The sequence below is a fragment of the Arthrobacter luteolus NBRC 107841 genome (assembly GCF_001552075.1).
GTDB lineage: Bacteria > Actinomycetota > Actinomycetes > Actinomycetales > Micrococcaceae > Arthrobacter_B > Arthrobacter_B luteolus.
Map to the genome: position 1 here is coordinate 122,426 of NZ_BCQM01000005.1, position 21,969 is coordinate 144,394.

17 protein-coding genes, 1 tRNA gene and 1 pseudogene are annotated in these 21,969 nt (G+C 65.1%); 9 read left to right on the plus strand and 10 right to left on the minus strand.

What is annotated here, in order from left to right; translation table 11 throughout:
* Position 1: 1 nt before the first annotated feature.
* Both AL3_RS10785 and AL3_RS10790 read right to left on the minus strand, forming a co-directional pair.
* The gene (locus AL3_RS10785; RefSeq protein ID WP_066300510.1) at positions 2–487 is read right to left on the minus strand and encodes an FHA domain-containing protein FhaB/FipA; all 486 of its coding nucleotides are present in this window, start codon (positions 485–487) and stop codon (positions 2–4) included.
* Positions 487–1,215 carry an FHA domain-containing protein gene (locus AL3_RS10790; protein WP_066300511.1) on the minus strand — a complete coding sequence of 243 codons (729 nt, stop codon included), beginning with the start codon at positions 1,213–1,215 and terminating at the stop codon, positions 487–489. The genes AL3_RS10785 and AL3_RS10790 overlap by 1 nt, the downstream gene beginning before the upstream one ends.
* 472 nt (positions 1,216–1,687) lie before the next feature.
* Between AL3_RS10790 and AL3_RS10795 the strand changes: the two genes are divergently transcribed.
* Positions 1,688–1,770 (plus strand) — tRNA-Leu (locus tag AL3_RS10795).
* A 429-nt stretch (positions 1,771–2,199) separates the two neighbouring features.
* Here AL3_RS10795 and AL3_RS10800 read toward each other — a convergent pair.
* Positions 2,200–2,559 carry a DUF5997 family protein gene (locus tag AL3_RS10800; protein WP_174522137.1) on the minus strand — a complete coding sequence of 120 codons (360 nt, stop codon included), beginning with the start codon at positions 2,557–2,559 and terminating at the stop codon, positions 2,200–2,202.
* A 79-nt stretch (positions 2,560–2,638) separates the two neighbouring features.
* On the opposite strand from AL3_RS10800, the gene AL3_RS10805 reads away from it, so the two are divergent.
* Positions 2,639–3,421, plus strand: a complete 783-nt coding sequence (locus AL3_RS10805) for a substrate-binding domain-containing protein (protein WP_246168361.1) — start codon at positions 2,639–2,641, stop codon at positions 3,419–3,421.
* A gap of 32 nt (positions 3,422–3,453) precedes the next feature.
* On the opposite strand, the gene AL3_RS10810 is transcribed toward AL3_RS10805, so the two are convergent.
* Together AL3_RS10810 and AL3_RS10815 are read right to left on the minus strand one after the other, a co-directional pair.
* Positions 3,454–4,224: a metal-dependent hydrolase gene (locus AL3_RS10810; protein ID WP_066300523.1), complete on the minus strand. Its 771-nt coding sequence runs from the start codon at positions 4,222–4,224 to the stop codon at positions 3,454–3,456.
* 128 nt (positions 4,225–4,352) lie between these two features.
* Positions 4,353–4,871 (minus strand): gluconokinase, encoded by a 519-nt coding sequence (locus tag AL3_RS10815; RefSeq protein WP_066300527.1) that lies wholly within the window; start codon positions 4,869–4,871, stop codon positions 4,353–4,355.
* A gap of 162 nt (positions 4,872–5,033) precedes the next feature.
* Between AL3_RS10815 and AL3_RS10820 the strand changes: the two genes are divergently transcribed.
* A complete protein-coding gene (locus AL3_RS10820) occupies positions 5,034–5,753 on the plus strand; it encodes a FadR/GntR family transcriptional regulator (protein ID WP_246168360.1) in 720 nt (239 codons plus the stop codon).
* Positions 5,754–5,816: 63 nt separating this feature from the next.
* On the opposite strand, the gene AL3_RS10825 is transcribed toward AL3_RS10820, so the two are convergent.
* Positions 5,817–6,314, minus strand: a complete 498-nt coding sequence (locus AL3_RS10825; protein WP_066300529.1) for a Dps family protein — start codon at positions 6,312–6,314, stop codon at positions 5,817–5,819.
* A gap of 224 nt (positions 6,315–6,538) precedes the next feature.
* Between AL3_RS10825 and AL3_RS10830 the strand changes: the two are divergent.
* Positions 6,539–6,988: pseudogene (locus AL3_RS10830) on the plus strand (SRPBCC family protein); the annotation flags it as partial.
* Between the two features lie 255 nt (positions 6,989–7,243).
* Here the strand turns inward: AL3_RS10830 and AL3_RS10835 are convergent.
* The 3 genes from AL3_RS10835 to AL3_RS10845 all read right to left on the minus strand — a co-directional run bounded on the left by AL3_RS10835 (position 7,244) and on the right by AL3_RS10845 (position 17,351).
* Positions 7,244–15,313, minus strand: a complete 8,070-nt coding sequence (locus AL3_RS10835; RefSeq protein WP_066300535.1) for an isopeptide-forming domain-containing fimbrial protein — start codon at positions 15,311–15,313, stop codon at positions 7,244–7,246.
* Between the two features lie 72 nt (positions 15,314–15,385).
* Complete coding sequence (locus AL3_RS10840) at positions 15,386–15,685, minus strand: DUF11 domain-containing protein (protein WP_151723841.1); 300 nt, start codon at positions 15,683–15,685, stop codon at positions 15,386–15,388.
* 190 nt (positions 15,686–15,875) lie between these two features.
* Positions 15,876–17,351: an FAD-dependent oxidoreductase gene (locus AL3_RS10845; RefSeq protein WP_066300539.1), complete on the minus strand. Its 1,476-nt coding sequence runs from the start codon at positions 17,349–17,351 to the stop codon at positions 15,876–15,878.
* Positions 17,352–17,553: 202 nt separating this feature from the next.
* Here AL3_RS10845 and AL3_RS10850 point away from each other — a divergent pair, with 202 nt between their 5' ends.
* From AL3_RS10850 to AL3_RS10870, 5 genes are all read left to right on the plus strand, one after another.
* Positions 17,554–18,051 carry a DUF4383 domain-containing protein gene (locus tag AL3_RS10850; protein WP_066300540.1) on the plus strand — a complete coding sequence of 166 codons (498 nt, stop codon included), beginning with the start codon at positions 17,554–17,556 and terminating at the stop codon, positions 18,049–18,051.
* 241 nt (positions 18,052–18,292) lie between these two features.
* Positions 18,293–19,369 (plus strand): acyl-CoA dehydrogenase family protein, encoded by a 1,077-nt coding sequence (locus AL3_RS10855; RefSeq protein WP_066300542.1) that lies wholly within the window; start codon positions 18,293–18,295, stop codon positions 19,367–19,369.
* Positions 19,363–20,721 (plus strand): bifunctional PIG-L family deacetylase/class I SAM-dependent methyltransferase, encoded by a 1,359-nt coding sequence (locus AL3_RS10860; RefSeq protein WP_066300544.1) that lies wholly within the window; start codon positions 19,363–19,365, stop codon positions 20,719–20,721. The genes AL3_RS10855 and AL3_RS10860 overlap by 7 nt, the downstream gene beginning before the upstream one ends.
* Entirely contained in the window at positions 20,718–21,407 is a 690-nt protein-coding gene (locus AL3_RS10865; protein WP_066300546.1) for a glycosyltransferase family A protein, read from the plus strand. Before AL3_RS10860 ends, AL3_RS10865 begins: the two co-directional genes overlap by 4 nt.
* A 55-nt stretch (positions 21,408–21,462) precedes the next feature.
* Positions 21,463–21,702 (plus strand): DUF2630 family protein, encoded by a 240-nt coding sequence (locus AL3_RS10870; RefSeq protein WP_066300548.1) that lies wholly within the window; start codon positions 21,463–21,465, stop codon positions 21,700–21,702.
* Between the two features lie 10 nt (positions 21,703–21,712).
* Here AL3_RS10870 and AL3_RS10875 read toward each other — a convergent pair whose 3' ends face one another.
* Entirely contained in the window at positions 21,713–21,967 is a 255-nt protein-coding gene (locus AL3_RS10875; RefSeq protein WP_066300550.1) for a hypothetical protein, read from the minus strand.
* Positions 21,968–21,969 lie beyond the last annotated feature (2 nt).

Genomic DNA, 21,969 nt, shown 5'->3' on the forward strand with positions numbered 1-21,969 from the left:
GCTAAGGCCTCAATTCGATGACCGTTTTGCCGATGCGGATCGGCACGCCCGGGTCCACGGGCTGGGCACGGGTCAGCTGGGAACCACCCAGGAATGTTCCGTTGGTGGAACCGAGATCTTCAATGAACCAGCGGCTGCCCTGCGGGAAAAGGCGGGCGTGCCGGCCGGAAGCGTAGTCGTCCTCCAGCACAAGGGTTGCTTCCTGCGCACGGCCCAGCAGAATGGGGCTGGACGCGAGTTCCAGGGTTGTTCCGCGAAGCGGCCCTTCGGTGACAACCATCTGGCGGGCCTGGACTCGCGCCGGCGCCGGAGCTTCACGTTCAAGCGCCGGATTCTTGCGGACCTGGCGTGCGGAGGGAGTTCCGGTGCGGTTCCGCAGGCCCAGCACCAGGTCGCGCCGGATCGCGCCGACGACACCCAGGACCATGGCCCACAGCAGAATCAGGAATCCATAGCGCAGCAGGGTCAATGTCAGGGAGCCGTCCATCAGCGCCCCCCGGGCCGGATCGGAAGGAGACGGAAGGTAATGCGCGTCCGTCCCATGGCAATGGTGGAGCCGTCGGTGAGGATGGTTTCTCCCTGTACTTTTTGGCCATTGACGTAGCTGCCGTTGGTGGAACCGAGATCCACGGCCCGGACGGTGCCACCCTCGGTCCGAATCTCGAGGTGGCGCCGGGAAACCCCGGTGTCGTCCACAAGGATGTCGGCTTCCGAGGATCGGCCGAGGACAACTGAGGCAGCATTCAGGGAATAGCGCTGGCCGTCTATGTCCAGCACGGGCTGCATGCGGGTGGGGCTTTGCCGCGGCGCCGGAGGCTGGGGGTGGCGGGGGGCGGCTGCGCCGGACTTCTCCGTGGCGGAATCAACCTCGAGCGAACCGGGCTTAAGGGAAGAGTCCCTGGTGAAGGAAACCCGGACTGGACCCTGCAGCGTGTAGGTCTGGCTGCGTGCGTGCTTGATGACGACGTCGCAGAGCTCCTCGGCGAGCGGCGCGCCCCATTCCTGGGCGCGGGCAAAGTCTTCGTCGGAAAGGCGGGCGGTGAAGACATTCGGCGCGAGCGTGCGGCCCTGGCCCAGCGTCATGGACTTCTCGTCCAGTTCGCGGCGGAGGGCGATCGCCAGTTCGAGCGGTTCAACGCGCCCTGAGGAGCCGCTGGAAAACGCTCCCCGGACTATCCGTTCAATGCCGCGTTCGACGTTGTCGAGTAGGCCCATCTCCGCCTCCTTCCCTATGCCTAGAGTTTGCACTGCCTGCTGAAGACCTGGTCCTGCCCTGCTTCCGACCCAATCTCCCGGTGGTGATCCGTAAACGTATCTGCGCCATGCCCTGCCAACCCGCCGGAATGCAGGCGTGCAGACAGGACCCATGTCTATCCAATCCGATACTACTGGGGTCAGCTGATAAATGTCTTAACACCCTAGCGGTGTCCCGGAGCGTTGATTTCCGGCTTCCCGGACGGTGGCCCTGGCCGGTGCGGGACCAACGGGGCGCCGGAGCCCGGATTTTCGGCGGACTTCCGGGCCCGCTGCGCCCCCGGGGAAGGGCCATGGAGACCCGTCGGAGCCCCGTTTAGGTGTTTGGCGCAAATGCCGGTATGCTTGATTCTGCTGTTCCCGAGGAATCGGAATGCTGAATCTCATCTTTGAAGGTGACATTCACCGCATTACCTCCACGGGAAGACACTTTGCGCGAGTGGCGGAACGGCAGACGCGCTGGCTTCAGGTGCCAGTGTCCGAAAGGGCGTGGGGGTTCAAATCCCCCCTCGCGCACGTTATGAAAATCACCCCGGTCAATTGGCCGGGGTGATTTTTTTGTGTCCGCTGCCGGGCCCGTTGCCTGGGCTAACTTGGTGACCCGGGGCCCGGGGCCCGGGGTCCGGGAGACCCGGAACGGCGGCAACGAAATTCCTTGCTCGCAGAGCTCGCCGGAATATTAAAGCCGCCTAACCCGGGCCTCCCGGTCCCCTGCTTTCCCGGAAACTTGCGGGGCAAGGACAGGGGCAGGGACTTGGTGACGGGCGTTGGAGCCGCCTAACCCGGGCCTCCCGGCCCCCTGGTTTCCCGGCAACTTGCGGGGCAGGGACAGGGTGACAGGGCTTGAAGCCGCCTAACCCGGGCCTGCCGGCCGCACACCTGGGAGAGTTCCGCAGAGAGAGACAGCAGAGACAGAGACACAGGCGGCGGCCGGGAGAGGGAGCGCTAGGCGCTGGGCTTCTTGGCTGCTTCTTCCTTGACCCGCTTGGCTTCGGCACGGACCGCAGCGAAGCTGGCACGCTCGGCGACGAGCCACTGGGGCGGCGCTGCAAGCAGTTCGGTGATCTGCGCGGTGGTCAGCGGATCAGTGATGCCGCCCCGGGCCAGGCCGCCGATGGAGATGTTGAGCTTCTGGGCTACCACCGGACGGGGATGCGGCCCGTTGCGGCGGAGTTCCGTCAGCCATTCCGGAGGCGTGGCCAGTAGTTCGTCGAGTTCGGCGCGGGTAACAGGGTTCTCCTGGAACTCCTTGGGCGCGGCGGGAAGGTAAATGCCCAACTTCTTGGCAGCCGTCTCAGGCTTCATGGATTGGGAAGATTTTTGGGGCGTCATGGCTTAAGGGTATCCGGCGTCCCCGCGGGTGGTGGTGGGCTAGTGTGAACAGGTGTCCCAAGAGTCCCCGCAGCCGTCCGGTTCGGCAGCCCCGCCGCTGAAAATCGCCTATGTTCCCGGAGTGACCCCGGGCAAATGGATCTCTCGCTGGATGGAACGCCGCCAGCGGAGCCTCGAAGCCGAACAGGTTGACGAAACAGCTGTTCTGGCGCGTCTGGAAAGCGCTTCAGCGGACCTGGTGTTCCTTCGGATCCCGGAAGCTGGATTCCAGCGGCCGGAGGGCCGGCACGCAATTCCGCTTTACCTCGAGCAGCCGGTCGTGGCAGCACCCAAAGACCATCCTGTGGCCGCGTTCGAAGAGGTGGAGCTGGCCGACCTCGCCGGCGAGAACCTCATGGATGCAGCAGAACTGGGTGGAACCGCAATGGCACTGGAGGTTGTGGCTTCCGGAGCCGGATTGCTGATCCTGCCCATGCCCGTGGCGCGGATCCACTCGCGCCGGGACATCATCAGCCGGCCGGTGCATGGCGTGGAAGGGACCCGGATTGCCGTGGCCTGGCGCGAGGACGCCGAGGACCCGGACATTGAGGAGTTCATCGGGATAGTCCGCGGACGCACGGCTAACAGCTCCCGCCAGCCTTCGGCACAGTCAGAGCCGGCGAAGACCCGGAAAGCCAAGGCCGGAAAGTCTGCCGAGGGAAAGTCGGCTCCCAGAACCACCGGAGGCCGGCCCGGAGCAGGCAAGCCCGCTAAGAAAAGCGGGAAGAACCAGCACGGCACATCGGATAAGGCCGGCAGCAGGTCCCGGCGCCGCCCGGGGAAGGGACGCAGTTAGCGCGCCCTGTCCCGGACTTTCCTGCCCGGTTCCTAGGTCAGCCACCCGCGGAGCGAAGTGAACCCGGCTTCAATGACCCCGTAGATGGCATAAACGGAGACCGGAACCATGATTGCCCATTCCCGCCAGGAACCGGCGCGGCCGATGATCGGCAGGGAAAGGGAGCCGCTGGCCTTCCACAGTTTGGATAGCAGCGGCATTGAGGCAATTTTCCGGGGGCGTTTGATCCGCAGCGGCCACAGCACCATCACGCCCTGATGGGTCAGCAGATCGCCGATGATGTGCACTCCGACACCGAGTCCGACGGCGATGGGGAGCCAGCCGTTGTTTTCCGGCGCGTACAACGCGATAAACAGTGAGAGAAGGATGGCCAGCAGCCAGCTGCGGGCCGCTCCGCCGGCGATTTTGAGGGCTTTCAGGGCGAAACCCATCAGCAGGACAGAAAGCAGGCCTGCGCCGATTTCCACGGTTCCGAGTCCGGGAATCTCCGTGGTCATTTCGCCCAGTGCACCGGCCAGTGCGACGAAAACGGCGAGCCCGAGCAGGGAATGGGTTCCCCGGCGGTGACCGCCGCTGATCCGCTCTGTGATGCGGGCCAGGATCCGGGTCAGGGGTGGGAGGGAATTCGCGATGGTGCCACTGTGGTGGTCGAGGTCCGGGAGCAGCGCGGCTCCGGCAGTCAGGAGGGCTCCGCTGACTACGCCAAGCGGAGTGACCGGGTACCAGCCCAGTGCGTAGGGGGCGGTTGAGGCTACGGCTACCCATGCCGCTGCGCCGCTCGCGGCGTGATGGCCACCCATCATGGTGTGTTGCGTTCCTTCCGGGCAGTTCATGCGCCGGAATCCCGGCAGTGTTACATGCTGTCACCTGCCACTGACATTGCAGCGGCAGGTGGTCCGGCACGGTCGATGCGGATGTGCTTCAGGGTCCCTTATGCGTTGTCCAGAAGGAGCTGGTCCAGGATTTCAGCGGTGATCTGGGCCGGAGTCCTGAGGATGTCGACGGTGATGCCCGGCTCGTCCGCGGCCAGCGGCTCCAGGGCGGAGAGCTGGGAGGGCAGCAGGGAAGCGGGCATGAAGTGTCCGCGGCGGGACTGCATCCGCTCGGCAAGCAGTTCGGTGTCGCCGTGCAGATGCACGAAGTGGACCTGCCCGTCCGCCTGCGCCAGTATCTCGCGGTAGCTGCGCTTCAGTGCGGAACAGGTGATGATGGTGCAGCGTCCGTTCCGGGCCTGGGTGCTCATCCAGCCGGTGATGGCGCCGAGCCACGGCCAGCGGTCGTCGTCAGTCAGGGGTATCCCGGAGGTCATTTTGTCGATATTGGCGGCGGGATGAAATTCGTCTGCCTCGGCGGCGATCCAGCCGAGGTGTTCGGAGAGCAGGGTGGCGGTGGTGGTTTTTCCCGAACCGGCGACACCCATAATGACCAGATGCTGGGTGGGGTGATTCACGGTACTGCTCCTCAGGACGCCGTTGTCGCCGAAGATGGGATGCCCACGCTTCGATCCATGGTGCTGTCAAAGGTATCACCATAGACTGGGAGGGTTACGCCCCCTGAGGGCTACGCTGGATGAGGCTGGTCACGGACCTTGCCGGACCGCAAAGGATGCGCCTTGCAGGACAATGGAGTTTTTGAGCAGGACAGCCCTGCAGCCGAGGTGATGAACAGCCGGATCATCGAGGTGGTTGGCCGTGACATCGTGACCGGAGTGCTTGCTCCCGGGAAACGGCTCACACTTGTTGGCCTCCAGGAACAGTTTGGTGTCTCCCGCACCGTGGTTCGCGACTGCATGCAGATCCTTGAGGCCATGAACCTGGTCTATTCGAAGCGGCGGATCGGAATTGTGGTCCTGGAGCCGGAACGCTGGAATGTCTACGATCCGCGGATTATCCGGTGGCGGCTGGCCGGGCCGGGACGCAGCAGCCAGTTCCGCTCGCTGACTGAACTGCGCATCGCCGTCGAACCCCTTGCCGCGGCTGGAGCGGCACGTGCTGCGAGCGAAGAGCAGCGCCGGTCCCTGCAGGATTTAGCGGAGCGGATGCGCCGGGACGCACATGATCCTGAAGCCTTCCTCGCAGCAGACATCGCCTTCCACACGCTGATTCTGCAGGCCAGCGGCAACGAAATGTTTGCCTCACTCCGCGAGGTCTTTGCGGAGGTGCTGTCCGGCCGGAGCCGGCAGAACCTGATGCCGGCAGGCCCCCGCCCTGAAGCCCTGGACCTGCACGCCGGCGTGGCTGACGCCGTCGGGCGGGAGGATCCGGCTGCGGCCCGCGCGCAGATGGCTGAGCTGCTCGTTGAGGTTGAGGAAGCGATCCGGCTTCACGGCTGACCCTCCAATGAGAACCGGCCGGGTCCCGCGGTGTGCGGGGCCCGGCCGGGGAGGCAGTGCGGACTAGACGGTTGCGTCCTTGTTGGCGCCCTTCGCCGTCACCACACTGGCGGTCGGCTTGATGTTCTCTGCGTCGACCATCCAGGCGTACTGCTCCAGCTTGCCGATGAATCCGTGCAGGATATCCGCCGTCGTCGGATCCTCTTCGTCAACCTGGTCATGGACGTCCCGCATGGTCTTGACGGTGCCCTCCAGCAGGGCGACGACGAGCGTCACAGTGTCCTTGGTGTCAACCAGGCCTGACGGGAAGGGGGGAAGGGAGGTGCCTTCGGCTACGGCCTGGCTGCGCCCGTCCGGAACCGCCTGCAGTGCGCGCATACGTTCGGCAAGCTCGTCGGCGAACAGGCGGGCGTCCTCGATGATCTCATCCAGCTGCAGGTGGAGGTCCCGGAAGTTTTTGCCGACCACATTCCAGTGGGCCTGCTTGCCCTGCAGATGAAGCTCGATCAAGTCCACCAGGATGGACTGCAGGTTGGTGGTCAGCTGCTTTGATGCCTTCATGTTTCCTCCAGTGTTGACGAAAAATGTTGACTTCCGGCCAAGGCCGGGAGCGAAATCTTCCGTCCCCGCCGGGGCCGCTATAAGCAAGCTTACCTTCAGTTTGTGATCCGTTGTCCAGTTCGTTAAGGTGGGGGATCAGGGTCACATAAGGTCCCTTACTATCGGACAGCACTATCGAACTTTCGCTCCATCAGGAATGTCGCAACCGCGATCGAAGGGACAGTATGAGCACCGTAGAAGAATCCATTGACGTTGCAGTACCCGTGAACACCGCCTACAACCAGTGGACGCAGTTTGAGACCTTTCCGCACTTCATGAAGGGTGTCGAGTCCGTTACCCAGGTCACCGAAAAGGAATCCCGGTGGGTCACCAAGGTGGGCGGGGTGGAACGGACCTTCGACACCATCGTTACCGAGCAGCACCCGGATGAGCGTGTCGCCTGGAAGAGCACTGACGGTAAGTCACACGCCGGTGTGGTGACATTCCACCGCCTGAGCGATACCGAAACACGGGTGACGGTCCAGCTGGACTGGGATCCGGAATCCTTCGCAGAAAAAGTCGGCGCCGTTATAGGTGCTGACGACCACCGGGTTAAGGGAGACCTTAAGCGGTTCAAAGACTTCATTGAGTCAAGGGGAACTGAGACAGGTTCCTGGCGTGGAAACGTGGACGCTGCCCCAACGGCGGCCACGGGTGATCCGGGCCTGAAGGCTGCCCCAACGGCCGACCCCTCGCTCGATGATCCGGAGTCGGGCGGCCCCAGGGCAGCCGGCATTTAGCCGGCAGCCTGCCCGAACCGGAACGAAAAGCCCGGTGCCCCTCCCTGATTCAGGGAAGGACACCGGGCTTTTTGTGTGCCGGCTCAGACGGTGGGCCTCGGCACCTGCGGTCTCAACCGCACGGTGCCGAGGCTTTCTCCGGAAGACCGGCTAGGCGGGTGTTCCCCTCCGGCGGCGTTCCAGCCAGAGGACTCCGGCTCCTGCAAGCAGGATCAGCAGCCCGGCCCAGAGCATCAGCATTCCAGAGCTGCCGGTGTCCGCCAGCTTGCCGTCGGTGGTAGCCTCCACGAGCGCCGGACCGCTTTCGGCTGACGGATCCTTATCGAGCGGCAGCGCCGGCCCGGGTTCCACCGGCGGCACCGGGAAGCCTGCCGAGGACCCGCCGCCGCCGGTGATGGACGCAACGTTCTCGACCACGGTTCCCGGCGCGGCGGTTACCTTCGCGGACACCGTCAACTCCCGGCTCTCGCCCGGCGCGATCCCGGCATCGTGGAGACATTCAACCAGTGAACCGGCGGGCGGACAGGTCCACCCGGTTCCCTCTGCGGAAACAAACTCCAGTCCCGCGGGCAGATTGTCCGTCACACGCACCGGAGATACGGAGGTGTTCTGGCCGGTGTTTGTCACGGTGATCAGGTAGTCGGCCTGGTGGTTGGAGTAGCCCGCCAGTTCCTTCTTGATGTTCCAGTCCACCAGCGGAAGGACGGGTGCCGTGTCGGTGGAGCTCACCGGAGGAGAGCCCGGAGCGCTGGCCGTGGCCGTGTTCTCAACCTCTGGATACGCGGCGGCCAGAACATCGACAGTCAGCACCAGTTCGGCCGAGGCACCGACGGCAAGCTCGCCCGGCAGCGCGCAGTCAAGCAGCTGGTCTGTGGCGGTGCAGGACCAGCCGTCACCGGCCGCGGAGACAAACCGGAGGGAATCCGGCAGGTCGTCGGAAAGAACCACCGGCCCGGGAGTTGCTGTCGGTCCCGTGTTGGTAACCGTCAGGGTGTACGTTCCCTGGCTGCCGACGGCGAACCCGTCGTTGTGGACCTTGTTCAGTGCCAGCGCGGCTGAAGGATCGACGTCGAGCCGGTCGTCCGTTGTTACGCTGCCGGGCAGGTCCGGGTCCGTGGAGGAAGCCGCTGCCGTATTGACTGCCGAGGGGTAGGCAGCCGGTTCCACCATCACGGTGACGATAATGTCATCCGCGGACTCTCCGGGAGCGAGGGTCCCCGGATGGTCACAGGAAATGGTGCCGCTGGCCTCAGTACAGGTCCAGCCGTTCCCCGTGGCGGATTCAAACGTCAGTCCGTCCGGGAGGACGTCAGTGACCTGGACGTCCTGGACGTCGGACGTTCCGGTGTTGGTTACCGTGAGCCGGAAGTCCTTCACCTCTCCGACCGTGCCGTTGCCGACGTGAGACTTGGCAATGTCCAGGGAGAGGACCCGGTCCACAGATACCGTGGCCGTTCCGGTGTTGTTCGCCGGCGCGGGATCGGGCGTGGGTGAGGAGACAACGGCGGTATTCACCATGTCCGCTTCCGCTGCGTCCGCCGCAACCATCACGGTCAGGACCAGCGGTTCCGCGGACTCACCTGGCGCCAGCGAACCGGCATAGGTGCAGGAGATGGACTGCTGGGGATCGTGGCCGGTGGGCGCCGCACCAGGAGTGCAGATCCATCCGGTGCCGGCTGCGGACACAAAGCTCTGGCCCGCGGGCAGCGTATCGGTGACAGTCAGCGGACCGGTTGCCGTGCTTGGCCCGTTGTTGCTGACAGCCAGGGCCCAGTCCATGGTTGTTCCGGCCTCGACGACCGCGGCCGAAGGCGCCTTGGTCAGTTCCAGGTCGGCGCTGGCAATGATCGGTACATCCACCGGCGCGGGATTGGTGACGGTCGACGGCGTGCCGCTGGTCAGTTCGGCAACGTTCTGGACGGTCAGGACCCCGTTGGCGGGGGATACCGGAACCGCCGGATCCACTGCGGCCAGCACCGTGATCGGCGGCTGGGCGCCGAGCGCCGCCGTCGGCCGTTCACACAGGACATCCTGGCCGTGAGCCTCGCAGGACCAGCCTGCACCCGACGCCGAGACAAAGGTCAGGTACTGCGGGAGGGTGTCCCGGACTGTCACCGATTCGGCGTTGCCGGGGCCGGCGTTCGCCGCCTGCAGGGTGAACTGGGCGGTGGTTCCGGCGACGACCGGTGCGGGCGTGTCCAGGGTCTTGACCAGCGAGAGCGCAGACTCCCGGAGAACTGTGGTCGGATCAGTGCTGTGGTTGTTGGCCGGATCCGGGTCCGGAACCGTACCGTCACCGGTCACATAGGCGGTGTTGGAAAGCTGGCCCTGGACATCCGCGGCGATGGCCACCGTCATGACCAGCGAGATTGTCCCGCCGGGCGCCAGGCTGCCCGGATAGTTGCAGGCAACCAGCTGGCCTGCGGTAGTGCAGCTCCAGCCGGCGCTGGCGGATACGAAGGACATGCCAGCCGGCAGGGTATCCGTGACGGCCAGGGAACCGCCACCGGCAGCAAGGCTCGAATTCGACGGCCCGTTGTTGCTGACCACCAGGGTGTACGCCAGGTTTTGTCCGGCTACCGCTGCGTCGGTGTGCGATTTGGCCAGCGCAAGATCGGCGCGGGCCGTGGTGGGCCCGGTGCTGGTGCTGGTGTTCGGCGCGGGACCGGTCTCCGGGGTGCTGGTGGAAACCGACGCCGTGTTGGCAATGCTGGCGCCGCCGCTGGACGCGGAGACCAGGACGGTCAGATCGAAGCTGGTGGGGACCGCCGGTGACGCCGGGGTCAGCACACCTCCATTTGCCGTGTAGGCACAGGAGACATCCTGGTCCACGGCGGAGCACGTCCAGTCACTTCCTGAAGCGGAGACAAAAGTCAGGCGGGGATCCAGCTGATCTGTGACCACCACGTCCCGGGCCGCGGAGGGCCCGTAGTTCGTGACGGCAACGGTGTAGGTGGCCTGCTGGCCGGCGACCAGGTCCTGGGAGGACAGGACCTTGGTGATGCCAAGGTCTGTGACCTGTCCGGGAGTTGCCGTGGCGGTATCCGTGTTGTTTCCAGTCGGCTGGGGTTCTCCGTCCGGAGCTTCAGGGGTGACCGGAGTGACGGTGGCCGTGTTGGTGACCGCCGCCGTCGTGCTGGAATCCACTGCCAGCACGAGGCTCAGATCGTTGGCCTTGTCTCCGGCCCGCAGATCGGATCCATAGCTGCAGATGACCTTGCTGTCCGTCAGCGCTCCACAGGTCCAGTAAGTTCCGGAGGCCGAAACGAAACTGGTGCCGGCCGGAATGGTATCCGTGACCGTAAACCCGCCACGGGAAACGGACGGCCCCGCATTGCTGACGCTCAGCTTGTACGTGGCCTGCTGCCCGGCCACCATGGAACCGGTCAGCTCCTTGCTGAGGACCAGGTCCGCATGGGCGGTGACGGTTGCCGTGGCGGTATCGGTGTTGTTTTCCGGGACCGGGTCATGGGTTTGCCCGGTGACCCGTGCGGTGTTTGTCAGGACGGCGCCCTGGCCGCCTCCGATGACCGAGTAGGTGACCGTGATCGGCTGGAACGAGGCACCGGATGCCAGTGTCCCTGTCCGTGTGCACTCCATCGTTCCGATCTGGCAGGTCCAGCCCGTACCGGACATACCGGTGACCGTGGCGGTATTCTGCAGGTCGAAAGTGTCCTTCACTGTGAACGGTCCGGCTGCTGTATCAGGGCCGTTGTTGGTCACGGTCAGGACCCAGGAGCCGTTCAAACCGGCCACAGGGGCCGTGCCGACCGTCTTCTCGATCGAGAGGTCAGCAGAGGCAATCTTCGCTTCCGCGCTGGTGGGCGGTCCGGAGTAGCTCCCGGGCTGGTTGCCGGGTTCACCTGTCCGGTCGGTGCCTGTGGGCGTTGCCGTGTTGCGGTGTGCGGTTGCCATGCCGACCGCTGCCTCGGTCGCCGGGACGGCCTGGTAGGTGATCGTCAGCGACCGCCCGGAGGGCAGATCACCGAGCCTTGCCCAGGTCAGGTTCCGGACTCCGGAAATATTGGGTTCGACGGCGGCTGCAGCGCCGGTGTTGACGCTGACCCGCGCGCTGTCGGCAACGTAGGTCCAGTTCTCCGGAAGCGTGTCGGTGGCGCCGGCGGCGAAGGCCGTTCCCCGGCCGGAGTTGGTTACCGTGACCTGCCAGGTGAAAGGCTGTCCCCGGTAAGCGATGCCGCCGCCGGGAGTGGTCTTGGCGGCGGCCAGCTTCGGGAAGTCCGGTGTGACGGTCGCCGTCGCTTCGGGGCCTGTATAGGTTTGTCCAGTGTCAGCCGGGTCCGTTCCCGGCAGCGACGTGTAGGACGAAACCTTGGCGGTGTTCCTCAGGCCCGCCGCGGTCAGCTTCCCGGATGCCGCCAGCGTGGCGTTGTAGGTGAGCTGGACCGTTGCTCCAGGTGCGATCTGGGAGATGGTCCAGGTGATGGTTCCGCCCCCGGTCTGGGGGTCGGCGCCTTGCAGGGTCCCGCCGTTGCCCAGCGAGGCAGCGTCGACCAGGACATTGGAAGGTACGACGTCGGTGACCACCACGTTGTGGGCGGTGCTGGCGTTGGCGCCGCTCCAGTTGGTTGCCCGGACGGTGTAGGTGAAGTTCTCGCCGGGTTCCGGCGTGGTGTCGGAGACCACCTTGGTGATGCTGACCTTGGGCTCCAGGACCTTGACGGTGGCCGAAGCCTTCGGGCCCTCCTCATCGAAGGGATAGGCCGGGGTTGTGGGCGCCGGCTGGCTGACCGTGTCCCAGACCGGGTAGGCCGTGTTGGTCAGGATTGTCCCGGCTGCTGGTGCTGCGGTGGTGGCCAGCTTTGCCGTGTACTGCACAACGAGGAGCCGTTCCTGGGGGCTTGCCGTGAAATCGCCCAGCAGGAAGCCGGCCTTTTGTCCGTCGGCGCCCAGATAGGTCGTATTCGCACCCACAGGCGTGATGCTGTTGATGTCGATTCCGGCCGGGAGGGTATCCAGGACTGTGAGGTTGTAGAAGTTGATGTTGGCGGGAACCGTGGTTGTGACCGTGTACGTAACGGTTTCACCCTTGCGCGCTGAGGCAGGGTTCGCCGTCTTCGTTACGGTTGCGCCAGCCACCTTGACTGCGCTTGTTGCCTGGGTGGTGTAGGTCCGGACATCGCCGTCTGCCTGGGGAGCAGTCAGGCTGCTGCCCGCGAGCCGGACGGTGTTGGTGTAGATCAGTGACCCGGCCGTCGCGTTTTCCACCTCGGCCGTGTAAGTGCGCACTTCCGAAGCTCCGGGGGCCAGGTCGCCGAGATTCCAGCTGATGAGGGTGCTGCCGGCCGCGCAGCCGGCCTCCGCGGCAGTGAGGACCCGGTTGTCCAAACCGGTGCTGGTCAGCCGCAGTCCTTCCGGCAGGCAATCCGTCAGGACCGCATTGTGCAGCACCGATCCGGAAGCGTTGCGCCCGGTAACGGTGTAGGTGATGACATCGCCGCCCTTGACCGTCTGGCTGGAGGCGGGGCGGTCGTTGGTTTTGGTGACTCCTGGTGCCGGTTCCACAATGCCGGTCTGGGCGGTGGCGGTCCGGTCTGCCGGGCCGGTCGCCCCCGGGTACGTTCCGGCGCCGCTCGAGAGGGTCGCGGTGTTGGTCCGGATGGTGCCGGCCGCATTGGCCTGGAGATCGGTAACCACGGCCTCAATGAGCAGGGTGAAAACCTGCTCCTGGGGTGTGCTGTTCTGATAGGTCCCAAGGTTCAGCGTGACCGTGCCATCGGTTCCCACCGCTGGAGTGGTGCTCCCGGTGTAGCCCGCCGGAACGGTGGCGCTGACCTTCGGCTGGCCGTTGTCCTGCAGCACTGCGAGGCCAGCGGGCATGGTGTCCTTGAGCACTCCGTTGTACACAGTGGTGCCTGCCGGAATGCGGGCGGTGACGGTGTACGTCACCTTTTCCCCGATGGTTGCCTGGGTTGTGGACCCGGGCACCGGTTCCGAACCGGTGTTGCCTGCTTCGCCTACTGCCGAAGTCACGCCCTTGGCAACGGCAGCAGACGGAACCTGGACCAGCGCATCGTCCCGGACCGGGTCGGGATCCTGATCCAACTTGTCCACAGAAGTGTCAATGTTCTCGCCGGGGTAGTGCGTGACGGTGCCGCCCAGGTTGGTGGCTGCTTCGTAGGAACGGACGTGAGCCGTGTTCGTCAACCGCTCGGAAACGCCCAGGTAGGAGGGCATCGTGACCTCGTAGGTCAGATCATGGCTGGCACGCGGTGCGATGTCAGCGATATTCCAGGTCAAGGCGCTGTGGTCCGCATTGCCCGCGAAGGTGGGGTGTCCGGCTGCTCCGGGGTCGGTGCAGGTGCCGCCGCCCGGATTGGTGACGTCGGTGCAGCGGATTTCTTCCGGGAGCACATCCCAGACCTGAACGTTGCTCACAGCACGGGAGGAGGTGTTACCCACTGCAAGCGTGTAGGTCACGTTGTCTCCCTGCCGCACCTGGGCCGAGGACGCTGACTTCGCGATGCTCACCGGGGTTTTTTCGGTCAGGAAATTGACCTCATCGCGGTGCGAACGGGCCTGGCCCGCGGTGTTAGTGGCACGCAGCTTGGCCAGGTTCCCGGTCTTGTCCCCGGTCTGGGCCGGAGCGGCATTAACGATCGCGCTGAAGACAACGGTGAAGACGCTGCCGGCCGGAACTACCCGGCTTCCGCTGACGTCATCGCCCAAGGTCCAGGTGAGCAGGCCCTGGTCCGCACTGAACTGTGCCCGGGGGGTGAACCCGGACACCGTGGCGGAGCCATCCTCGTAGGTGAGGTTGGCGGGCAGGAAGTCAGTTACAACGGCGTTGCGGGTTTCCACGGCGCTGGAGAACTTCACCTGGATCTCAAAGCAGACGCGGTCACCCTTGGCGAACGTGACGTCCTCTGCCCCGGTCGGGTCGGCACGGTACTCGGCGCTCGAACACGTCATCGGAGCGGAATCGAGTCCGATCCTCTTAGTCAGCGACTCGGCGTCGGTGTTCAGGCCAGCCGACGACGGATCGGTCACGCTGATTGTTCCGGCATCCACGGTATTCGCCGGGATCGGGGTGGTGTCCGCTGTCTGGGAGACCTTGTTTTCGAAGGAGTCGCCGGCGGAGGTCGGAGTATTGTTCAGCGAGCCGCCGCTGTAGTCCTTCCGCATGAGGGCTTTGTACGTCAGCGTGATGCTGCCGTTGGCATCAACCTGGACGTTCGGTTCGAATTTCAGCGTGAAGGTGCCGGCCGCCGGGTCATGGGTGACAGAGGTGTAGGGAACCGAGGGCTCATGACCGCTCAGCCCGCAATCAGCGGGTTGTCCGGTGTAGGTACCCAGTGGGCACAATCCGTCAGGAAGGACGTCGGTGATGACGATGCCGTTGCTGGACGCGTACTCGCTGGCATCGAGCCGGAGTGTATAGGTGACGACCTCGCCGGCATCGAATTTCTGCACGTTGGAGGACTTGAGGATGCGCAGGTCGTGCACGGTCACGGTGTGCTGGGCCTTTGTCGTCACCGCGGGCGGACCATCGGCTTCCACCTTGCCGGAGTACCGGCCGGCGGCTTCCACATAGTTGGTGGCCTCGTCGCCACCATCCACCTGACGGGTCGGGGCGCCGGTGTTGTTGTCCAGGTTGGCGGCCTGAAGCAGGCTTTCAGGGGCGGCAGCATTTGTGAACAGGGTGTTCTCCAGCAGCGGTACGCCGGCGGCATAACGGATCTCGGTGACCTGGCCGGTAGCCATGGTGCCCAGTTCCCAGACAACCTTCGTGTAAACACCGGCCGGGTATCCCGCAGGATTCTGGACCGTCTCCACCGACTTCGGGACGATGCAGGAGGCAACAACGGGTGTTCCGGTCAGCCAGGGGGCTCCGGAATATTCGATCGATCCGCTGTTATCCACGGCTCCGCATCCGAGGAATTCGAGGTTTGCGGGCAGATAGTCCGTGACCAGTACACCGTCGGTAGCAGCGAAGGAGTTATTGGTGACCTTGACCGTGTACACGGTGGTCTGGGTATGCACTCCGCGAAGGAGTTCCGCTTCAGGGCTGGGCTCGGACTTGGCAACTTCCAGGGCAGTCACGGCCGTTGATACCGGGCCGCTGGCTGCTGAGGCGGAGAAGCTTGTGGTCCGGGCCGTGCCGTCCGGGGCGAAGGCGGGCACCGTGCGCGGGTTCGTGTTGGAGTACACATCGGCATTGTTGCTGAACGTGTTGCCCACCGGATGGCTGGCGGGGTCCACGGTAACGCTGAAGCTGATTCCGTTTGAATCGTTGGGCTGCAGGTCGAAGGCATCACGCCAAATGAGGGTGGTTTACCCTGGGAGGGGCTTGTCTGCGATCACCAGCGGCTCGTTGCCTGCCGGTGTGGTGCTCCCCGGGACGTAACCGACGCCTGCGGGCAGGACATCCCGGAAGGAGACGTTGTACTGCGCTGCGCTGCCTGTGTTGGTGGCCGTGAGGGTGTAGGGCATGGACCCATTAACGAGGACGGTGTCCGGTGCCTCCTTCCCCAGGGACAACCCGGTGTCGGCAGCTGCGGCCGGCAGGGCCGGCACCACCAGTCCGGTTACCAGAACGGAAAAGGACAGCAGCAGAGCAAGCAACCTGCGCAAAAGGGGCCCCCAGAAAAATTCCGCAATTTGTTAGGTTCAAAGAGCGGTTTGGATACAAACAGCACTATTCTACGAGGGGTGCAGGGGTTGATCTGTATTATGAACCGGGCTTTACCGTATCTTGCGCTAAAATTGCGGATTTAAGGTGAATTCGCAGGTCACAGGCCGTCGTAATCAGGGGCACTCGGCATCAGGCCGGGTCCAGGTCCCGGACAGCCGGGCCTTCCAGCAGCTCACCCGAGGCGCTGAAGCGCGAGCCATGCAGTGGGCAGTCCCAGGAAGTTTCGGCGTCATTCCAGCTAAGGATGCCATGCAGATGCGGGCAGATGGCGGACCGCCGGGTTGTCACGCCGTTGATAGTACAAACTGCTACCGGGGACCCGCCTTCCCGCACAACAATGCCAAGCCCTTCACCTGGCGCGGCATCGGTGCTGCGGGCCAGCCCACCGGCCCAGCCGCTGATCATCTGCAGTGCCACTTCGGTGTTGTCTTTCATGGTCGTCACGGCATCGGGGACGCTGATCCTGGCTTTAAAGAGATTCCCGGCAGGATCCGGCCCGCCCAGGATCCGGGAGCTGATTGAGAGGGCAGCAGCCACGCCGTTGGTCATTCCCCATTTGTTGAACCCGGTCGCAGCGTAGATCCGCCGTCCAAGCACCGGGAGCTCTCCCACGTACGGGACGGCCGCCGCCGGCTGGTAGTCCTGCGCAGACCACTGATAGTGCGCTTCCTCCACAGCAAAGTGCCCGCGGGTCCAGCGGGAGATATCCGCCAGCCGGTCCCTGGTGTGGGCGGCCCGGCCCACAGGATGCCCATTCCCGCCAACCAGGAGGTACCTGCCGCCTCCTGCTTCCGCCGTCCGCAGTGATCTGGCCGGCTGATCCACGGAGAGGTACATGCCTTCCGGCACCGGGCCGGTCACGGGGAAAGCTGCGGCGTAGGAACGCATCGGCTTCACAACGGCGAAGTATCCGCCGCGGTCCAGAATCGGAATTCCTGTTGCCAGGACGGCAGAATCGGCCTCCAGATCGCCCGCGGCAGTCACGACCCGTATCCGGTCGCCGGTATGCCTCACATCCGTGACGCGGATTCCCTGCACCAGCACCCCCGACCGCCGCCTCAATTCCGCGGCAAGTGCAGCCAGTGCTTCGATCGGGTGGAACTGGGCCTGGCCAGGGAGTTTCAGGGCAGCCTGGACGGGGAAGGGGAGCCCGGTTTCCTTGCTGCTTTGAACAGTCAGGCCCGCAGCACGGCAGGCATCCCGTTCCTCCGCCAGGACGGACGCACCCTGGTCCGTGACGGCGTAGGTCCAGGCATCTCGCACCTCATAACTGACCCCTGCATCGGTGCAGAACTGCAGCAGCCAATCCTTTCCCCGCCGGTTTGCGTCGAGGTATTCGGTAGCGGTTCCGGTGTTGTGATGCTTTGCCACCGCGGAAACCACACTGCCCTGCAGCAGGCTGACTTTTGCCGTCGTGTGGCCGGTGGTGACCGCCCCGGCCTGGCGTGCCTCAAGCACCGCCACCCGCTGGCCGCCCCGGGCCAGCAGGACGGCGCACACCAGGCCGGTGAGTCCGGCTCCGATAACCACCGTGTCATAGGACGTGCCCGGGGCGAAGGGGTCCGTGGGAATGGCTGGCGCGGTATCGATCCAAAGGGACTCCATGACGGTCCTTCCTGGGCGGGCCTCCAGCCCACAGGTTCGGAGGCCATCCGTCAAGGTTCCTGCCCGCTCCGGTCGCCACCCCCGAAGGGAGATAGTAAGCCTACTTCCCAACCGGCAGTGACTGTGCCACAGTTTAATGCGTACGATTACGGGCCTCCGTATGGCCGGAGTCCACACTCTCCGCCGGAGATAGGAGTTGGCCATGTCATACGCAAGCAGCAGTCAAGGGCTTTCCGCCCGAAGGACAACCGCCCAAGTGGCAGCCCTTGTTTTTGGCATTGTTTTCCTGGTGATCGGCGTCCTTGGTTTTATCCCCGGAATAACCACTAACTACAGTGCGCTCTACTTTTCCGGCTACGATTCCGAGGCCGTCCTGCTTGGAGTTTTCCAGGTTTCCGTGCTGCACAATGTGGTTCACCTCCTCCTTGGATTCCTGGGGTTGTGGATGGCCAGAACACATTCATCCGCCAAGACGTACCTCATCGGTGCTGGCGTCCTGTACCTGCTCCTGTTTATTTACGGATTGATCATTCCGCTGAACGGGGCCTGGAACTTTGTGCCGTTTAACTGGGCGGACAACTGGCTGCACCTTGGACTGGGAGCCGTGATGATCATTCTCGGTTTCGTTCTCGGGGATCAGCGCGTCCGCAGCGGAAGCGGCAGCCGGGGCTCCCCCGGAGAAGGCAGCATTCCGAACTAGCAGCAGGTTCAACGGAAGGCACGGCTGGAAAGCCGTGCCTTCCGTATGTGTGTATTTCCCGGCGGGGGTCCGGCAATTTTAGTGTTACCTCAGTTTCGGCGTCCTGCCTCTCCAGGTTGTAAATTAGGAAGCACGCTTAGAAAGGAGCTGGGTCCGTGCCGAACGAGCCGACTCTTGCTTTTCCCCGGGCAATGGGGTCCATGATGCCCCTCGCTGGAAGCCGCAGCACCGGAGGTGGTTCATGATCCGCCCCGTCCAGCTCCGGCTCGACCCGCTTCCGGACGATGAGGTGGCTGCCCTCGCGGACCTGGGAACACTGGCTGTTGACACCAATGGTTCAGCCGTAGCGGCCCTGTCGCTGATTAAGCCGGCAGGCGCTCTCGCCCCCCTGCCGGGGCAGGGGTCCACGTTCCGGCTATGGGAGCTGCTGGCCACCCTCGGCGCAGCGGACCTTACCGCGGCCCGCGTGGTTGAACCCCATCTGGATGCCGCTGCCATCCTGGCGCAGGCTGCCGAGGAAGAATCGGACGGGAGATATGCCGCAGACGGAATGGATTCCTTTGCCGGCGCCTGGGGTGTTTATGCGGCGGAGGCACCAGGGGCGGTCCTGTCCGCACGGGAGCACGACGACGGCAGCTGGCACCTCACCGGCACAAAACCATGGTGCTCCCTGGCAGGGCAGCTGGACTACGCGGTTGTCACCGCCCACACCGGACCGCAGGCCCGCCGCGCCTTCGCCGTCGACCTCCGGCTTCCCGGTGTCCGGGAAGGGCGCGGGCTGTGGGTCAGCCGCGGCCTGGCCTCGGTGGAAAGCACCGCGGTCGATTTTAACGGCGTTCCCGCCGTTCCGGTGGGTGGTGACAACTGGTATCTGGACCGCAGCGGATTCGCCTGGGGCGGGATGGGGGTGGCCGCCTGCTGGTACGGCGGTGCCGTGGGAGTTGCCCGCCGATTGGTCAGTGCCAGCCGGGACCGGAAACCGGACCAGATCGCCCACATGCTGATCGGCCAGGCGGATGCGTCCCTGCATGCTGCCCGCCGGGTGCTGGCCGCAGCAGCGGAGGACGTTGACGCCGGCCGGGCGGACGGTGCCACCGGTGCCATCCTGGCGCATCGTGTCCGCGCCGTGGCAGCCGGGGCTGCTGAGCGGGTGCTCGCAGCGGCCGCGCATGGATTGGGTCCGGGTCCGTTGACCGCCGACGAGGAGTACGCCAGGCGGGTTGCTGACCTTCAGGTGTATGTGCGGCAGCACCACGCCGAACGGGACCACGCGGCCCTGGGGAAGGCGCTCCTGGCCGGCGGGGGAGAACCATGGTGACTTTCACGCATCAGGATCCGACCCGCACCGAGGAAGCCTGGCTGCCCCTGTTGAGAGGCGTGCCCGGCGTTCATGAGATCCTGCCGGGGAATCCCCGCCGGCTGGTGGTGCTTGCAGCGCATCCGGACGACGAAACCCTGGGTTCCGGCGGGTTAATCGCGGCCATGGGAGCTGCCGGTGCAGCCGTCGACGTGGTGGTGGCGACGGCCGGCGAAGCCTCGCATCCGCACTCACCGACACATACGCCCAGGATGCTCTCCAACCTCAGGGAGAAGGAGCTGGGTGACGCCGTCGCCCAGCTGGCACCCGGGGCGGCAGTCCACCTGCTGGGGCTTCCTGACGGTCAACTGAGCGCCCACCGTGAAGAGCTGGCCCGGGCCCTCAAAGCGGTCCTGGAACAGCACGACGGCGAGACCTGGCTTGTGGCACCGGCGCGGGCAGACGGACACACGGACCACGACACAGCGGGTGCCGTTGCCGCTGAGGTGGCCGAGGCCGCGCGTATGCCGTTGCTGGAATATCCCATCTGGCTCTGGCACTGGGGCACCGCCCGGGATCTGCCCGAAGGACTCCGGCTTTTCCCGCTGGATGCCGAAGCGGCGGACCGCAAGGCACGCGCAATGGCCGCGCACCGCAGCCAGGTATCCCGGCTGTCGGAGGAACCGGGAGATGAGGCGCTGCTGGCACCTGAGGTGCTGGCGCATTTCCAGCGGCCGTTCGAGAGTTTCATCGTCACGGCACCGCGCCCGCCGCGCAGGGTTTTCGATGAGCTCTACTCCGCTTCGCAGGATCCATGGAACTTCGAGGGCAGTTTCTATGAGCACCGCAAACGCGCGCTGACCCTGGCCATGCTGCCGCAGGAACGTTTCCACTCAGTCTTCGAACCAGGATGCTCGATCGGTGTCCTTACCGCCGAGCTGGCAAGACGTGCAGATTCGGTGCTGGCCATGGACATCAGTGACCGTGCCCTGGACCTTGCCCGGGCGCGTCTCGCCGGGACCGGCGGCGTGGAGTTTGTCCAAGGGAGCATTCCGGTTGACTGGCCCCGGGACACCTTTGATCTGGTGCTCATTTCCGAAATCGGCTATTTCCTGACTGCCGGCCAGCTGAAGGAAACAGTAAAGCAGGCAGCCGCATCCCTGACGAAGGACGGTGTGCTGCTGCTGTGCCACTGGCGGCATCCGAATAACGGCTGGCCGCTGACCGGCGATACCGTGCATAACGCGTTCCGCACCGGCAGCGGACTGACGCTGCTCTCCGAGCACGTCGAAGCTGACTTCCGGATTGATGTCCTGGTCCCAGGGCCGGCCTCGTCGGTGCGCTCACTGGCCCAACGAGAAGGGCTGCTGTGACCCCACGCCACACCGGCGTCGTCATTCCAGCCCGTAACGAGGAAGAACTCCTGCCGCGTTGCCTGGCCGCAGTGGCGGCGGCCGTCGAAACAGTGGCAGCCGAAGGTCCCCTCCGGGTGAGCGTCGCCGTCGTCCTTGATTCCTGCACTGACGGCTCAGCGGAGGCAGCCGCGCAGGCAGGCGCCGGGCTCGGCCTGGAGCTGCACCTGCTGGAGACCGCCGCCGGAAATGTCGGGGCAGCGCGGGCGCTTGGCGTCGACGCGATGCTGCGGGCGGGTGCCGGGTGGATCGCTAATACCGACGCTGACACCGTGGTCCCCGGCAACTGGCTGCTGACGCAGCATCAGCTGGCCGCCGCGGGGCACGGGCTGATCCTGGGCACCGTCGTCCCGGACGCCGCCGATCTGACCGCCGAGCACCTGACCAGGTGGCACTCACGCCATCAGCTCATCGAAGGCCATCCGCACGTGAACGGTGCCAACCTGGGTTTTTCCGCCGCAGCGTATTCCGCGGCCGGCGGTTTTAGGCCCGAAGCGGCCCACGAGGACATCCACCTGGCCGAACGGATGAAAGCAGCGGGTGTGGCCTGGATTGCCACCGACTGGATCCGGGCGGTGACCTCCGGGAGACGTGACGGCAGAACACCCGAAGGGTTTTCGGGCTTTCTCCGGCAACTGCTCAACTGATCCGCCCAGGGAGCCGGCTCTGGTGCAGGACTTCGCTGCTGGCTAGCGTTGGTGGATGGACACTTCAGAAATTCAGCAGCAGATCCAGGAACTGGTGGAGCGCGAACAGGCACTGCGCGACGCCGGTCCCGCAACAGACCCGGAACAGCACGCCGAGCAGCTCCGCCGGGTTGGTGAACAGCTGGACCAGTGCTGGGACCTGCTCCGGCAGCGCCGTGCCCGCCTGGAGGTGGGAGAGAACCCGGACGACGCGGCCGTGAGGCCCGTGAGTGAAGTCGAGGGTTACCGCCAGTAGGGCTGGGCCGTCAGCGGGTCAGTGACCGCACGAGCGCCGCGGCGCCTATCGTCCGGCGGAACGGGCTGCGGCCGCGGAAGGCTTCCCCGGCGGCCCACCACAGCATGGAGCCCTGGCTCGCCCGGTGCAGCAGGGTGCGGTAGCGCGGTGTGAGGGCCATGCCGGAGGCCGCGCCGAAACCGGCCCAGGCCAGCAGCGGCAGGTTGGGCAGCTGGAACACAGTCTGCCTCCCGGTGCGGTCGCGGAAGAATCTGGTGATGGCCATGC

Coding starts and splice junctions, on each gene's coding strand:
- AL3_RS10810 (WP_066300523.1), bottom strand. CDS start 4,224: ATGATGGGTGGCCATCACGCCGCGAGCGGCGCAGCGGCATGGGTAGCC.
- AL3_RS10860 (WP_066300544.1), top strand. CDS start 19,363: ATGGTGACTTTCACGCATCAGGATCCGACCCGCACCGAGGAAGCCTGG.
- AL3_RS10825 (WP_066300529.1), bottom strand. CDS start 6,314: ATGAAGGCATCAAAGCAGCTGACCACCAACCTGCAGTCCATCCTGGTG.
- AL3_RS10800 (WP_174522137.1), bottom strand. CDS start 2,559: ATGAAGCCTGAGACGGCTGCCAAGAAGTTGGGCATTTACCTTCCCGCC.
- AL3_RS10850 (WP_066300540.1), top strand. CDS start 17,554: ATGTCATACGCAAGCAGCAGTCAAGGGCTTTCCGCCCGAAGGACAACC.
- AL3_RS10870 (WP_066300548.1), top strand. CDS start 21,463: ATGGACACTTCAGAAATTCAGCAGCAGATCCAGGAACTGGTGGAGCGC.
- AL3_RS10845 (WP_066300539.1), bottom strand. CDS start 17,351: ATGGAGTCCCTTTGGATCGATACCGCGCCAGCCATTCCCACGGACCCC.
- AL3_RS10785 (WP_066300510.1), bottom strand. CDS start 487: ATGGACGGCTCCCTGACATTGACCCTGCTGCGCTATGGATTCCTGATT.
- AL3_RS10855 (WP_066300542.1), top strand. CDS start 18,293: ATGATCCGCCCCGTCCAGCTCCGGCTCGACCCGCTTCCGGACGATGAG.
- AL3_RS10790 (WP_066300511.1), bottom strand. CDS start 1,215: ATGGGCCTACTCGACAACGTCGAACGCGGCATTGAACGGATAGTCCGG.
- AL3_RS10875 (WP_066300550.1), bottom strand. CDS start 21,967: ATGGCCATCACCAGATTCTTCCGCGACCGCACCGGGAGGCAGACTGTG.